A 14,405-nucleotide genomic window follows, 5' to 3' on the forward strand; every position below is an offset into this window, starting at 1 on the left:
GATTTTGGTGGAAATTCTGGCTTTCAACTCGATATACAGACGCCCACCGGAAGGCAGGGCCGTAATCCTGCCGGACATAGAGCGAGAGTATTCATGCCTGAAGTGATGTTCGCCGGCCCAGATGGCCGGCTTGAGGGTCGTTACCACCACTCCAGCGAACCAAACGCTCCCCTCGCCCTGGTGCTGCACCCACACCCGCTTCACGGCGGCACCATGAATAATCGTATTACGTACACGATGTATCGCCACTTCGAGAAGATGGGCTTCTCGGTCATGCGCTACAACTCGCGCGGCGTCGGCCGCTCCCAGGGGCGTTACGATGGCGGTATCGGAGAAATCTCCGATGCAGCTGCAGCACTTGACTGGATGCAGATGGTCAACCCGAACTCCAGCGAACTGTGGATCGCCGGATACTCGTTCGGTGCGTTCGTCGGCATGCAGCTTCTGATGCGCCGCCCGGAAATCAGTGGCTGGATCAGCGTTGCGCCTCCAGCCAATGATTATGACTTCGGCTTCCTTGCACCTTGTCCGTGTAGTGGTCTGATGATCGCTGGCGGCAAAGACGAAATGGCTCCCGAGCCAGGCATCCGCAAGCTGGTCGACAAGCTCAACACGCAGAAGAATGTGACGGTCGATTATCGTATCTTCGACGATGCCGACCACATTTTCGCCAAGCAGGCTGAGCGCGTCGGAGAAGCACTGGAAGATCACGTCATGACCATGCGTGGCCGCAAGGCTCTCGCACTGGCCGCCGACTGATCCCGGTTCTTTAACCAGGACTATAAAAATAGCCTGCTTTCCTGTCCGGATCGCAGGCTATTTTTTTGTTTGTCGGTTCAGTAACATTGTGCAACGTTTATTGCATGACAATCCGGCCCGCCCCCCCGACCTTACCCGTCCGTGTGACGGACCTCACAAAACGCTTCGGCAGCTTCACTGCGCTCGACCACGTTTCTTTTACAGTCGAACCCGGTGAAACCGTAGCTCTCCTCGGGCGCAATGGTGCCGGAAAATCCACCTTGATCGGCTGTCTCATGGGATTTCTGATCCCCGATCAGGGGTCTGTGGACATCTTTGGCCAAAGTGTTCTTTCGCTGCCGCGAGACCTCCGGGCCCGTACCGGGTTTGTCCCCCAGACCATGACTGGATTTACAGCGTTCAGTGTTGGTCGACTGATTGATTATATCGGAGCGTTTTACGGCGATCTGCCCCCTATTGATCCGATCCTGCTGCGATGGGCGGATCTGGATTTCAAAAAGATTGTTCGCAACCTCTCGGGCGGCCAGAAACAGCGTCTGGCTATTCTTCTGGCCATGCGGCACGAGCCCGATTTCCTCGTATTGGATGAGCCTGTCGCCAGCCTCGATCCTCATGCCCGGCGGGATTTCATGAATCTGCTGGGCAGTTATGCAACGCGCGTTGGCGCCAGTATTCTGATTTCATCACATATTCTGTCAGATCTCGAACGTCTGTGCTCACGCCTGCTGTTTGTTCGGCAAGGCCATCTTGTTCTGGATGTGTCTGCCGAAATTTTCCGAACACAGACCCGGTGGCTCGATCACAGCACTCCGGAAGTACTGCACACTCTGCCATGCCAGATACTCGGGCAGCGGGAGAGCGGCATTCTTGCTCACGGATGGACCGAGGACCTCGCCCTTCCTGACGGAACATCCGTTTCCATTCCCGATTTTGAAGACGCCTTTCTTGAAATCACGGCTCCGCGGGAGCATTGACCATGGGCAGCCTCTCCCTCACCCGGCAGGAATGGTCTGACCTCTGGCGAGCCCTGCAACTCTACGCCAGCCCCGTATTCCTTCGGGCAAACTACCTGCTGATTTCAGTTGGGTTCTTTCTGTTTACGTCCTTAATGGATCTTCGGAGGCTGCACAGGCTTCTGACGCATGAGACATTTGAGCAGGCTCTGTCGCACGCCAATGTTGTCAGTCTCATCCTCACATCCATGTTCATCCAGAACTGCCTGCAACTGCACGCTACAAGACAGATCGGTGCAGCTCAGGCTCCTGCTATTCCCGGATTGGCTTTAGCGGAAGCAAGAGCAGTCTGCATCGTGGATGTCGTGTCCGTCTTACTGCTCAGCACCGCCCTGAGTTTTGCGCCCATTCCGTTCCACGACGCCCTCTTCTTTGTGCTGTTCAATTCAATCCCTACCGTGCTGCAGTGGTACGTCCCGCCCCAAGGCCAGTCCCAGAAACTACGCTTTCTGATCAGTCTGGCAGGGGGCATCCTGATACTGGGGCAATTCGGCCTCCTCCTCCTCTCAAATGCCAGCCTATGGCTTCTGACGCGTCCACCCATCCTCACCATTCCAGCAGATGTTTGTCTTTTGCTGGTCATGATCGTCAGTATTCTCTCCCTGCCCAACCGCCTTCACGGTGCTCCAGCTACTCCGCATGCTCTCGACGCTTCTGCGTCTTTGAAAGACGCGCTGCCGGAGTTTCCTTATGGCAAAGCAAAGATACGGGCCCGCAAACCCATCACATTCTATCAGCTTCGCCAGATGCTGCTGGCACCGACCTCACCTCTGACACTCAAAACTGACATCCTGCTAAGCTGCCTGTTCATTCCTGTTCTGATGTCCATATCGGCAATGGGAATGTCGCTCTTCACTCATAAGAGTTTCGCAGCATGCTGGAAGCCACTTGTCTTCAGCGCAGGCGCGATGATCGCCGTTAGCGACAACTGGCTTACCCAACGGCAGCATTGGCCTCTCCTGCTGATTACCGGGCGTTTTGGCGACCGTCTTTCCTTTGTCCGGTCTGTCTTTTCGGCAAAGCTTTCCCGCCTGTCCGTCACGATACCGCTGCGTGTTCTCAGCCTGATCATTCCATACGCCCTGATTACATCATTCGCTCTGCGCGACACTCTGGTGTTCAGTCTGGAATTTATGGGGCTGGCGCTTGGCTTTGCCCTCTGCGGGGCTCTTCCTTTTCTGGTGAGCGGAAATCCATGGAAGGGCGTTGTTTATGCCTTCAATTTCATTCCGATCTTCCTTTTGCAAACCTGCAACCCATTCATTATGGGAACACGCATTGCGGGCGTAATTGCAGGACTTTCCATAGCTCTGGGCTGCGTGGCCTATGTCCTTGCGCCTCGCAGTCTCAGCAAGGCAGACTGGCCCTACGAAACCGAATAGGACCTTCACCAGGCAGGCCTTGTGCGAAGGAACACGCAAGCGTGATCCTGCCTTTGGATTATGACCGCTCAAATGGATTTTGGCGGTCTTTCCCAGAAAAACATTAATGAAAACAAATAGAACCCTTTCTTCCAAATCACAGACAGAGCGTCTGTAAAACTTCTCTCTTCTTTGTCATTCCCGGGCCTCGTCCGTCTCGTGAGATAGATTCATGTTCATGTAACGGAACGGTCCGTTACTTAAGCAGAGTTGGGACACGGCCCGCCCGGCCGTTGAGAATATGCAGCCGTTCGAGAGACAATGGGTCAAATCGCTGGGACTGGTCTGCGCCATTACGTCAGGATTTGCCTTCACCACAGGCACTGCACGGGCGCAATCTTCCACCGCAACCGTATCCGAGGATGAGCGAACAACCTCGGAACATGCAGCCCTTCGCTACAGGAGCAATGCAAAAACCCGTATCAAGACCATCCGTCCTGCTCCCAAGCCCGTAACCGTCACACCATCCCAACCTGGCGTGAACGACCTTGCCCAGCCGATAACAACGGATCAGTCCTTTCTTCCCGCCAGCCTGCATGACTGGATGAAGCAAAGCACCATGACCGGGGACTGGGGCGGCTGGCGCCCATGGCTGACGGACAAGGGCGTGAACATCACGGGCCATTACTTTCAGGATTCTGCTGGCAACCCGATGGGCGGCAAGTCCCAGAATGTGAGGTACGCACACGAAATCGGCCTGAATTTTGATTTCGATCTCAAGAAGCTCACAGGCTACAGCATCGGCCTGTTCCACTTCATCGTGACCTCCCGCGCGGGACAGGGCCTCGGTGCAAAACTTCCTGCACTAAACAGTCCGCAGGAAATCTATGGCTCTCCCACAGTGCGTTTATCTCTGCTGTCTTGGGAGATGAACTGGAACCGCTACGTTTCAACGACAATCGGCGAAATCAACTCTGAAACTGACTTCGAAACATGGTCCATCTACTGGGGCATGAACAACTACTGTCAGTTCCAGACCAACGCCATCTGCGGCATGCCACAGTCCATCGCTTACAACTCAGGCTATGGATACTATCCGACGGCCCATCCCGGAGCATGGGTGAAATTCTACCCTGCCGGAAACAACCATTATTCCATTCAGTTTGGCGTCTATTCTGCTGATCCGACGATTGGAAACACCCATAACGGGTGGAAGATGAACCTGCACGGCGCCACCGGCACCTTTCTGCCCTTCCAGCTTGTCTGGCATCAGGGCGGAAAAGACGATTACAGTGGCCCCCTGCAGACCAACGTCAAGATCGGCGGATACTGGGATACGTCACAGGTCAACAATGTGTACTCCCAATATGGAATGTTTGAAATTCCAAGTAACTATCTAGTTAGTGCACCAACAGCGAAAGTCAGGGGACGCTTCGGCGGATGGTTCCAGTTCGATCGCATGATCCAGCGCGACGCAGGGGATGCGCATCGCGGCACATCGTTTTTTGCGTCCTTCACCTGGGGTGATCCAAGAACGGCCATCGCGCCATACTTTGTCGACTGGGGCCTGACACGCAAAGGCACGTTCAAAAGTCGCCCGGATGACACAGTTAGCCTCGGCATGAAGTTTCTTTGGGTGAACGCCAAGATGGCCAACTGGGTCGCAGAACTTCAGAAAAATGGCGCCACCGGTCTTTACCGCCCAAGTGGCGAACATGCCATCGAACTGAACTACGGATGGCGCCCCACCCCATGGCTGCTGATCCGTCCTGGCGCCCAGTACATCTGGAGCACAGGCGGGACCAACCGGTACAAAAATCCACTGATACTGGATTTCGAAACCGGAATTACTTTCTAAGACCACACATGGAAACCGGGATCATGAATCATTCCAAAATCAATTCTTGCGGCAGAAACAGCACATCCCTTACCGGAGAACACGTCCATGGCTGTCCGTAACGGCACGAAGACTCTGACGGAGTGGCTGACGCTGCTTCTGGGGGTCGTTATTCTTCTTGTGGGCCTGATCTTTGTCATCATGGGGGCTGACCTCGCGATGCTGGGCGGCTCTGTTTACTACGTCATTTGCGGGATCGTGCTGGTTGCCAGCGGGGTGTTCATGGTGATGGGCCGCACGCTTGGCGCATTCCTGTACCTCGGCGCCCTGGCCTACACATGGGTCTGGTCCCTGTGGGAAGTCGGGGTCAGCCCGATTGACCTTCTGCCGCGCGCTTTCGGCCCGACCATTCTCGGCATTCTGGTGGTCCTGACCATTCCGGTCCTTCGCCGCCTGGAATCCCGCCGTACACTCAGAGGAGCCGTCTGATGCGTCGGTCTCACCTTCTCGCAACAGCCGCAGGCCTCGCGCTCGCCTGTTCGCCTCTCGCCGCCCACGCTCAGTTCGCTCCCGCAGGCTCTGGGGGGCCACCTTCGGCGACTATTCCCGGCCCGGGCAACGCCGACGAACCCAAGGAAAACACACCGGCGGATTCAAGCTATTTTGCCGGACCGTCTCCGTATGCCCCGCAGGCTCCCGGCGTAAATGCTGCAAACCTGCCGAATATCGGATCAATCGACATTTCCGAAATTCCAGCCATGGCGCCCCAACAGAGTGCAAGCCCATCGCATGAAGACTGGCCGGCCTATGGCCGTGACGATAACCAGACGCGCTATTCGCCTCTGACAGAACTGACCCCCGAGACGGTCAACAACCTGAAGGTTGCATTCACCTACCATACGGGCAGCTATCCACGTCCGGGTCAGACCAATAAATGGGCGGCTGAAACCACACCCATCAAGGTGGGTGACGGCCTCTACATGTGCTCAGCTCAGAACGACATCATGAAGCTGGACCCGGTGACTGGAAAAGAGATCTGGCGCCGTAATCTGAACGTCAAATACGAGTCCATTCCCTACACGGCAGCCTGCAAGGGCGTGACGTATTTCACGTCTGCTGCCGTGCCCGAGGGTCAGCCCTGCCACAACCGCATTATTGAAGGCACACTGGATATGCGCCTCGTGGCCGTCGATGCGGCAACAGGTGAATTCTGCCCCGCGTTTGGCCATAACGGACAGGTCAACCTGATGCAGGGCATGGGTGAATCCGTCCCCGGCTTCGTGGCCATAACGGCTCCGCCGCCTGTGGTGAACGGTGTTGTCATCGTCAATCATGAGGTGCTGGATGGTCAGCGTCGCTGGGCACCATCTGGTGTGATCCGTGGTTACGATGCGGAAAGCGGAAAATTTGTCTGGGCATGGGATGTTGGCAATCCTGACGATCACAGCCAGCCAACGGGAAATCGCCATTATAGCCGTGGCACGCCGAATTCATGGGCGGCCATGACCGGAGATAATGCACAGGGCCTTGTGTACGTCCCGACTGGCAATGCTGGCGGCGACTACTACAGCGGGCTGCGTAGCCCAGCAGAAAATGCCATTTCCACGTCGATCGTTGCTCTCGATGTCAAAACAGGCTCCCCACGCTGGGTCTATCAGACGACCCGCAAGGATGTCTGGGATTATGACATGGGTTCCCAGGTCACAATGATGGACCTTCGGGGGCCAGACGGCATGCTGGCACCGGCTCTGATTGTTCCAACCAAACGTGGCCAGACTTTTGTGCTGGACCGCAGGACGGGCAAGCCAATCCTGCCCGTGGAGGAGCGCCCTGCTCCAGCAGGACATGTGCCCGGTGACAGCCGCGCGCCGACGCAGCCCTGGTCTGTCGGCATGCCTGCCCTTCGGATGCCAGAGCTTCGCGAAAAAGACATGTGGGGCATGTCTCCGATCGATCAGCTCTACTGCCGGATCAAATTCCGCAGCGCGCATTATGACGGTGAGTTCACGGCCCCAAGTCTGGACAAGCCATGGATCATGTACCCCGGCAACAATGGTGGCAGTGACTGGGGCTCCATGTCCTACGACCCAAACACCGGCATCCTGATTGCCAACTGGAATGCATCACCAATGTATGCCCAGCTCATCACCCGCCGGAAGGCCGATGCCCTGAAACTGATGCCGATCGACGATCCGCATTACAAACCGGGTGCCGGGGCGGCGGAAGGCAATGGCCCGATGGAAGGCACACCTTATGCGATCGCCATTGCCCCTTTCTGGGACCCGTTCACCAAGATGCTGTGCCATCGGCCGCCTTACGGGATGATCACGGCGATCGACATGAAGCACGGTCAGAAAGTGCTGTGGCAGCATCCGCTGGGAACAGCTCGTGCCAATGGCCCCTGGGGGCTCCCCACCGGCCTGTCATGGGAGATTGGAACACCGAACAATGGCGGTTCTGTCGTGACGGCTGGTGGTCTGGTGTTCATTGCAGCGGCTACGGATAACCAGATCCGTGCCATTGACGAGCACACCGGCAAGGTCGTGTGGAGTGCGGTGCTCCCAGGCGGCGGTCAGGCCAACCCGATGACCTACGAAGCCAACGGCCACCAATACGTTGCCATCATGGCAGGGGGACATCACTTCATGATGACACCGGTTACGGACCAGCTTGTGGTTTACGCTCTGCCAGATGCCATCAAGCACTGAAAAACTTATGCGAACCCCTGCCTGTACAAGTGAATATGGGCAGGTCAGTCCAGACTGAATACCCGGACTGAAACGAGAGAGGCGTCACACGTGGACGCCTCTCTTTTTATACCTCTCAGAAATCCACACCTGCCTGTGCAAACACATAGCGGCCAGGAATAAAGCCCGAATACTGCGCCACAGCCGTATTGGATGCCCCATCCACCACGAAAGGCGGTTGCCTGTTGAACAGGTTGTTGATGCCCGTATTAACCGTCCATCGACCCGCTCGATATCCCACCGTCACATCCTGAAGGAAGACGCCCGGTGACCGCGTACGCCCGGCCGTCTGCGGTGCCAGATCGTTCGTGCCGTCATTCCAGTGCATCCCGCCAATATACTGCACCATGTAGGTCATGCTGAACGCGCCATGCTGCCAGCTGACCGTAGTGTAGCTCCGCTCACGCGGCATCCCGCTGCCAGACAGATAGAGCAGTCGTCCTGTATAATTCCGCCACGCCCCGCCCGGCGTGTACTGCTGGAAATACCCGATCAACTGCTGATAGTTTTCGGACAGGGACAGACTGTCCTGCCGCCCGAGACGCATCCGGTATGTCAGGTCGATATCCAGACCGTTCGTCCGCAGGCCACCAAGGTTCTGCTGAACGGCAGAAATCGCCGTAAGCTGCCCGCTTGTGGACCGTGGCGAAACCAGCGAGCAAAGCTGTGGTTCCGTTCCCGTATAGCATCCGTCCAGAATATACTGAGTGCCCGGTGCTGAAATCATGTTCTGCAACGTATAGTGCCAGTATTCGACAGACAGCGAGAGATGCGGCACCCAATGCGGCGTGACGACTGTTCCGATTGTATAGGTGCGGCCAGTTTCTGGCTTCAAAGCCGCATTTCCGCCCGACAGCGTGGGCAACTGCCCCACGAACGCCGAACTGAACGTCTCGGGGTTGATCCCTTCAGACAGGCACCTTGCCCGAACCGTCCCAGCCCGCACACCGTAAGCTCCCGCCTGACTGCATGGATCCGACGCAGACGGATAGCTCAGCGTGCGACCGCCGTAGAGACTGTAGATGCTGGGTTGCCGGTAGGACGTTCCCAGCGTCGCGCGGAAAGCTACGTCCTGAACAGGCGCCCAGTGCAGCCCGACCTTCCAGTTCTTCGTCGTCCCGAATGTATTATAGGCCGAGACACGGCCCTGAAGATCCACAGTCAGATCCCGGGCCAGAAAAGCATGTTCGAGAAGCGGGATTTTCCCTTCGACATACCCTTCCGTCACATGAAAACCGCCACCCGTATAAGCCGTAGTTGCGCCTGTTGAGTCCCCACGCTCCACAACTGGATCAGGCTTGTAGCTTAGCTGCTCGCTCCGGTGTTCCATCCCGAATGCGAGACCGATCTGACCGCCGTGACGGTATGGCAGGCTCAGAACATGGTTGTTGTGGAAACGCAGATTGACGTCCCGCATCTGGTAATCCGCGTGGTCGCGCTGCGTAAACCGGGCGTAATTTGCAGCCTGCTCTGAATACGGTGCGAATGGGTTTTGCAGAACACATCCTGACGCTGCCACACAGATATCAGGGTTATATCGCACCGCACTCGACGAACTGGATGGATCAAGCTGCTCTGTGCCTGTCGTTTCCAAAAGGTGTCGATAGTTGACCATGTTCTGCGTCTGCGCCGTCAACTGACTGACGCCGTAAGTCATGGAGGCATCATACTGCCAGTCCCCGACAATGCGTCCTTTGGCACCACCAATGACCGTCCAGGTATCCACAGCAAAATCATTTTGCCGGTATCCGACATCTTCCATCCGCTTCGTCACAGCGTAATCCTTACCCCATGGATTATCAGGACTATCCGCTGGAATGATCCAGGAAGACGGAAGACTGGAAGGCGGGATGCTCCCTTGCACAGGAGAGGGGGAAAGCTGCCGGGACGCCGTAGTGTGACTGTAACGAACGTTGGAATACAGCGTGATGTGTGAGTTCAGATCGTAATGGGCATCACCAGACAAGGCCGCATTCTGATGATAGTTCTGAAGCATTGAGCCTTCAGCGAAGTTATACAGATCTGAAGACTGAAAGGCCCGAAAACTGCCATTGCCGTCAGGGACCATGCGCTTGCCTGTCACCGGGTTAAACGCCACGCCTGATGGGATAATGGAGGAGCCAAAACCTGGCGCTCCAGAAGCCGGATTGTCGTTCTGCGGCAGCGCAGCCCATCGTCGATCCCGTGAAGAAATCGGTCCAGTCGTATCGTACTGACCAAACAGGGTGACGTTGCCGCGGCCATGATCGAAATTGAAGCCCTTGTAGCCAGAAATCAGCCCGGATCGACTGTCTCCATATTGTGTGATGCCGCCCTTGATCGTCAGGTTTCCACCCGTCAGATCATGTTTCAGCCGGATATTGATGACGCCTGAGACAGCATCCGCTCCATAAAGCTCGGACCCCCCATCCTTCAGGATCTCGATCCGGTCGATCTGCTGCACGGGAATAGCGTTGAGATCCACACATTCCGAGCCAGCATTCATCGCGGTGCGCTTGCCATCAATCAGGATCAGAACACGCCCCTGCCCCAGATTGCGCAGGTCTGTGCAGGACACACCCCCACCGCCGTTCGTGCGGGTATTGGGTGTTCCTGATGAGCCGACAGAGGGCAGACGCGTCAGATAGTCTCCAAGGGAGATAGCCGAGGTTTTCTGAATATCCTTCGCCGAAATGATTTGAACCGGATTGGCGGTCTTGTTCCCCGCCCCTCCAAGATAAGATCCCGTTACAACAATATCCTCGGACTTCGAGGACTTGAGGGTCTCTGTCCGGTCATCTGCAAAGACGGCAGGGCTCCACATCATGCTGCCAATCAGAGCCGGATAAAAAGGACGAACAGCTTTCCGAAAAGGACGGACAGACATGGGGGATACACACTCAGACATTATGTTACGATATAACATATCTCTAGTGACCGACGGTGCCGTCATTCAAGCGACAAACAATGACCATCCCGTTGCGTCCGGTGTCATGGGGCACATGGTCGTGCTTTGCGTGATGTTATGATAGACAGGCCTTCCCCTTTTCCGACAGCGCAGCAGCAAGACCGATCCATGCCAAAGAGTCCGTTCCTTCTCGAAGCCCAGGCACGCGGCCTGATTTTCCAGTGCACCGACCTCGACGCCCTCGATGAAGCCATGTTGGCTGGACCAATTACTGCCTATGTAGGCTTCGACCCGACGGCAGACTCCCTGCATGTCGGCAATGCTATGTCCATTATGGCGCTGCGCCTGTTGCAGAAGCATGGTCATCGCCCGATCGCTCTAATGGGCGGCGGGACAGCCAAAATCGGTGATCCGTCCTTCCGTGACGAAGCCCGTTCGCTCATGACGAACGACACCATCGCGCACAACATTGCCGGCATTGAGCAGTCCTTGCGTCAGTTCATCACCTTCAGCGATGAAGACCCATCCAGCGGCGCGATCCTCGCCAATAATGCGGAATGGCTGGACAAGCTGTCCTACATCAACCTGTTACAGGACGTCGGCGTTCATTTCTCCATCAGCCGTATGCTGTCTTTCGAGAGTGTGAAGCAGCGTCTGGACCGTGAGCAGGGTCTGACGTTCCTAGAGTTCAACTACTCCATCCTCCAGTCTTACGATTTCCGTGAACTGAACCGTCGCCATGGTGCGGTGCTTCAGATGGGCGGTTCGGACCAGTGGGGCAACATTGTTGCCGGTATCGACCTGACGCGCCGCACTGATGGCAAGCAGGTGTTTGGTCTCACCACGCCTCTCGTCACCACGTCGTCCGGCGTGAAGATGGGCAAGTCCGCACAGGGCGCCACATGGCTCCGTGCCGAGAAGCGCTCGGTCTTTGACTACTGGCAGTTCTGGCGCAACACGGAAGACGCCGATGTCGGCCGCTTCCTCAAACTTTTCACGGATCTGCCTGTGGAAGAATGCGAGCGACTGGGCGCACTTGAAGGGGCCGAGATCAACGAGGCCAAGAAGATCCTCGCCACGGAAGCGACTGCGATCTGTCACGGACGCACGGCTGCAGAAGAGGCTGCCGAGACGGCCCGCAAGGTCTTCGAACAGGGCTCCACAACGGCAGCTCTTCCGGAAATCGATCTTCCCGCCAATATGCTGGCCGAAGGTCTACCGGCGTTCCGCGTGTTTCAGGAGGCCGGACTGGCCGCCAGTGGCGGGGAGGCCCGTAGGCTGATCCGTGGCGGTGGTGGCCGCGTCAATGACGTCGTCATTTCCGATGAAAACCAGGTCTTCACGCTCGAGGATCTGCGGGAAGGCACGCTGAAGGTCTCTTCCGGCAAAAAGAAGCACATTCTTATCCGTCCGGTCTGAATCTGACAGATGTCATGACCTTGTCATGACGTCCTTCACTGTTTCGGATCATGGCTTGTGTCATAATCTTTCCGAAACAGTGGAGTCCGCGGTCGTGACAAATCAGAAAAACTGGAAAGCTCTTTCCACCGATGCCGCCGGACTGCTGTTCGCCGTCGTCTGGGCAGCACGCGGGGCCATGGCAGCGCATGTCTCCACAATGGCCATGGCCATCCCGATTGCTGTCATCACGCTAGCCTTGCTTGCCGGGTTTGCCAGACGCGACCTGATCCAGTGTCGCCCCGAGCGCATTTGGGACGCGGCCCTGCTGCGCCGTGTAAAGATCATGCGCATCATTGCCATTACTGTAATGATTACCTCCGTCCGCAGCACGCATCATCCGGAACTGCTTTACCCGCTGCTCGGATGCATTATTGGCCTTTCGTACATCCCTATGGGCCGCGCGATGCACGAACCCATTCACGTCATCATGGGTTTTGTGATTGTCAGCGTGTCAGCTCTTTCTTTCCTGCTTCCAGAACCGCTACATCTTGAAGTTGCAGGCTTTGGAACTGCTCTGGCCATCTGGGTCGGTGCCGTTATCCGTCTGCGCAATTCCGGAACCCTGTCCTTTCTGCCGAAGAACGCCTTGCCCTCATGACAGAAATAGAGACCTTCATCCCGCTTCCTGGAAACAAGGAAGACAACTGGCCGAGCTTCAACCGGTATCGGGTCTCTTATCTCGTTTATCTTCTGATCTACCCTATTCCCTGGTTGATCCATGGAGCACCCACCCTTCCGGCAGCCCTGTTTTCTGCTGGGGCAACAGGCATTTTCCTGCTGCTGTATTTCGCGCCTTACCGCAATGACCGGTATTATGGGCTGCCAGAAATCATCTTCACGGCCCTTATCGGATTTGCGACCGCATGGACGCAGGGCGACTGGCTGGTCTTCAATATTTATGCCACCGCCATGTGCGCCTGTTTCAGGCAGATGCGGCAAGCTGTCCTGACAATTGTATGTTTGCAGATCGCCCTGTTCGCGTTTGTCTGGCTTCAGGACAAATCCATGCTCCACGCGAGCATCGGGGCCTTCTTTAGCATCATCACCTATATCGGGACGTGGATGCAGTGGAAGCTTGGCCTGCAAAACCTGCAACTCCGCAAGGCACAACACGAAATCCGGACTCTGGCCGCCACAGCAGAGCGCGAGCGTATCGCGCGGGATGTACATGATCTTCTGGGCCATTCCCTGACGGTCATTTCAGTCAAAGCCGAGTTGGCCAACCGCCTGTTCGAGACGCACCCCGAACGCGCACAGCGAGAACTTCAGGACATCACACAGATTGCCCGAACGTCTTTGAAAGAAGTCCGCGAGGCTGTCACCGGCATGAATGGTGCGTCCCTTCAGCATGAGCTGGAGCGCGCCCGCAAGGCGCTTGAAGCAGCGTCCATCAGTCTGACCATTCATCACGCTGAGCGTCTCGAAGATCACCCACAAAGCAGCGTTCTCGCGATGGCATTGCGAGAGGCCGTCACGAATGTGATCCGTCATTCCGGTGCGCGACATTGCACCATCAGTTTTGACTGTGATGCTGCGGGTCAACCCTGTGCCATTCGCATTGAAGATGATGGCGCCCAGCAGTCAGGCCGGTCTCCGGCCCCTCCACAGGAAGGAAACGGCCTTCGTGGCATGAGAACACGTCTTGCCGCTGCGGGAGGCTCCTTAATGCTAAGCCATACCTCCAGCGGCCTCCGACTCACAGCGAGTATTACCCCATGATCCGCCTTATTCTGGCAGAAGACCAAGCCATGCTTCTGGATGCTTTTGAAGCGCTTCTTGGCCTTGAAGAAGACATTCAGATCGTGGGGCGCGCACCAGATGGACAACGGGCGCTCCAGCTCGCGGCCGACCTGCGCCCGGATGTCATCATCACGGACATCGAAATGCCGAACATGACAGGCATTGAACTGGCAGAAAAAATCCGGGAGCAGGGCCTTCCAAGCCGTGTCATGATCGTGACAACCTTTGGCCGTGCCGGATATCTGCGCCGTGCTCTTCAGGCAGGCGTGCGGGGATACATGCTCAAGGATGCCCCGATTACGCAACTCGCCGATGCTATTCGGAAAGTCGCTGCTGGTGGCCGGGCTATTGCGTCAGATCTGGCAGAGTCTGTCTGGGATGCCCTGCCCGACCCGTTGTCAGACCGTGAACGGTCCATGCTCCGTCTGGCTGAAGCCGGGCGCACGAACAAGGAGATTGCCGAAGAGCTCTCCCTGTCCGCCGGGACAGTCCGTAACTACTTCTCGGAAATTGTTCAGAAACTCGATGCCCGTAACCGGATTGAAGCCGGGCGTGTCGCCCGACAGAACGGCTGGCTCTGACCTCAGCCGGCAACGACGG

11 protein-coding genes are annotated in these 14,405 nt (G+C 56.6%); 10 read left to right on the forward strand and 1 reads right to left on the reverse strand.

The window, feature by feature from the left end:
- Window positions 1-93 precede the first annotated feature (93 nt).
- The 6 genes from R5H23_RS08705 (at window position 94) to R5H23_RS08730 (ending at window position 7,678) form a co-directional block, all read left to right on the forward strand.
- Window positions 94-759: an alpha/beta hydrolase gene (locus R5H23_RS08705; RefSeq protein ID WP_064274695.1), complete on the forward strand. Its 666-nt coding sequence runs from the start codon at window positions 94-96 to the stop codon at window positions 757-759.
- A gap of 104 nt (window positions 760-863) precedes the next feature.
- Window positions 864-1,733: an ABC transporter ATP-binding protein gene (locus tag R5H23_RS08710; protein ID WP_317215157.1), complete on the forward strand. Its 870-nt coding sequence runs from the start codon at window positions 864-866 to the stop codon at window positions 1,731-1,733.
- A 2-nt stretch (window positions 1,734-1,735) separates the two neighbouring features.
- On the forward strand, window positions 1,736-3,154 hold the full coding sequence (locus R5H23_RS08715; RefSeq protein ID WP_317215158.1) for an ABC transporter permease: 1,419 nt from the start codon (window positions 1,736-1,738) through the stop codon (window positions 3,152-3,154).
- A gap of 280 nt (window positions 3,155-3,434) precedes the next feature.
- Entirely contained in the window at window positions 3,435-4,991 is a 1,557-nt protein-coding gene (locus R5H23_RS08720; protein WP_317215159.1) for a carbohydrate porin, read from the forward strand.
- 87 nt (window positions 4,992-5,078) lie between these two features.
- Complete coding sequence (locus R5H23_RS08725) at window positions 5,079-5,459, forward strand: glycerol dehydrogenase (RefSeq protein WP_211502285.1); 381 nt, start codon at window positions 5,079-5,081, stop codon at window positions 5,457-5,459.
- Window positions 5,459-7,678: a pyrroloquinoline quinone-dependent dehydrogenase gene (locus tag R5H23_RS08730; RefSeq protein WP_317215160.1), complete on the forward strand. Its 2,220-nt coding sequence runs from the start codon at window positions 5,459-5,461 to the stop codon at window positions 7,676-7,678. The genes R5H23_RS08725 and R5H23_RS08730 overlap by 1 nt, the downstream gene beginning before the upstream one ends.
- 115 nt (window positions 7,679-7,793) lie before the next feature.
- On the opposite strand, the gene R5H23_RS08735 is transcribed toward R5H23_RS08730, so the two are convergent.
- Window positions 7,794-10,583: a TonB-dependent receptor domain-containing protein gene (locus R5H23_RS08735; protein ID WP_317215161.1), complete on the reverse strand. Its 2,790-nt coding sequence runs from the start codon at window positions 10,581-10,583 to the stop codon at window positions 7,794-7,796.
- A gap of 189 nt (window positions 10,584-10,772) precedes the next feature.
- Here R5H23_RS08735 and tyrS point away from each other — a divergent pair, with 189 nt between their 5' ends.
- The 4 genes from tyrS to R5H23_RS08755 are packed head-to-tail and all read left to right on the forward strand — an operon-like array spanning window position 10,773 to window position 14,386.
- Window positions 10,773-12,023, forward strand: coding sequence for a tyrosine--tRNA ligase (tyrS, locus tag R5H23_RS08740; RefSeq protein ID WP_317215163.1), 1,251 nt, complete (start codon window positions 10,773-10,775; stop codon window positions 12,021-12,023).
- Window positions 12,024-12,048: 25 nt separating this feature from the next.
- A complete protein-coding gene (locus tag R5H23_RS08745) occupies window positions 12,049-12,663 on the forward strand; it encodes a hypothetical protein (protein WP_317215164.1) in 615 nt (204 codons plus the stop codon).
- On the forward strand, window positions 12,660-13,784 hold the full coding sequence (locus R5H23_RS08750; protein ID WP_317215165.1) for a sensor histidine kinase: 1,125 nt from the start codon (window positions 12,660-12,662) through the stop codon (window positions 13,782-13,784). Before R5H23_RS08745 ends, R5H23_RS08750 begins: the two co-directional genes overlap by 4 nt.
- Window positions 13,781-14,386: a response regulator transcription factor gene (locus tag R5H23_RS08755; RefSeq protein WP_046900746.1), complete on the forward strand. Its 606-nt coding sequence runs from the start codon at window positions 13,781-13,783 to the stop codon at window positions 14,384-14,386. Before R5H23_RS08750 ends, R5H23_RS08755 begins: the two co-directional genes overlap by 4 nt.
- The last annotated feature ends 19 nt before the right edge of the window (window positions 14,387-14,405 follow it).

Origin of the sequence: Gluconobacter sp. GP1 (assembly GCF_032913585.1) — a bacterium.
In the GTDB taxonomy this organism is placed as follows: domain Bacteria; phylum Pseudomonadota; class Alphaproteobacteria; order Acetobacterales; family Acetobacteraceae; genus Gluconobacter; species Gluconobacter cerinus.

Coding starts and splice junctions, on each gene's coding strand:
- R5H23_RS08730 (WP_317215160.1), top strand. CDS start 5,459: ATGCGTCGGTCTCACCTTCTCGCAACAGCCGCAGGCCTCGCGCTCGCC.
- tyrS (WP_317215163.1), top strand. CDS start 10,773: ATGCCAAAGAGTCCGTTCCTTCTCGAAGCCCAGGCACGCGGCCTGATT.
- R5H23_RS08705 (WP_064274695.1), top strand. CDS start 94: ATGCCTGAAGTGATGTTCGCCGGCCCAGATGGCCGGCTTGAGGGTCGT.
- R5H23_RS08745 (WP_317215164.1), top strand. CDS start 12,049: ATGACGTCCTTCACTGTTTCGGATCATGGCTTGTGTCATAATCTTTCC.
- R5H23_RS08750 (WP_317215165.1), top strand. CDS start 12,660: ATGACAGAAATAGAGACCTTCATCCCGCTTCCTGGAAACAAGGAAGAC.
- R5H23_RS08735 (WP_317215161.1), bottom strand. CDS start 10,583: ATGTCTGTCCGTCCTTTTCGGAAAGCTGTTCGTCCTTTTTATCCGGCT.
- R5H23_RS08715 (WP_317215158.1), top strand. CDS start 1,736: ATGGGCAGCCTCTCCCTCACCCGGCAGGAATGGTCTGACCTCTGGCGA.
- R5H23_RS08755 (WP_046900746.1), top strand. CDS start 13,781: ATGATCCGCCTTATTCTGGCAGAAGACCAAGCCATGCTTCTGGATGCT.
- R5H23_RS08720 (WP_317215159.1), top strand. CDS start 3,435: ATGCAGCCGTTCGAGAGACAATGGGTCAAATCGCTGGGACTGGTCTGC.
- R5H23_RS08710 (WP_317215157.1), top strand. CDS start 864: ATGACAATCCGGCCCGCCCCCCCGACCTTACCCGTCCGTGTGACGGAC.
- R5H23_RS08725 (WP_211502285.1), top strand. CDS start 5,079: ATGGCTGTCCGTAACGGCACGAAGACTCTGACGGAGTGGCTGACGCTG.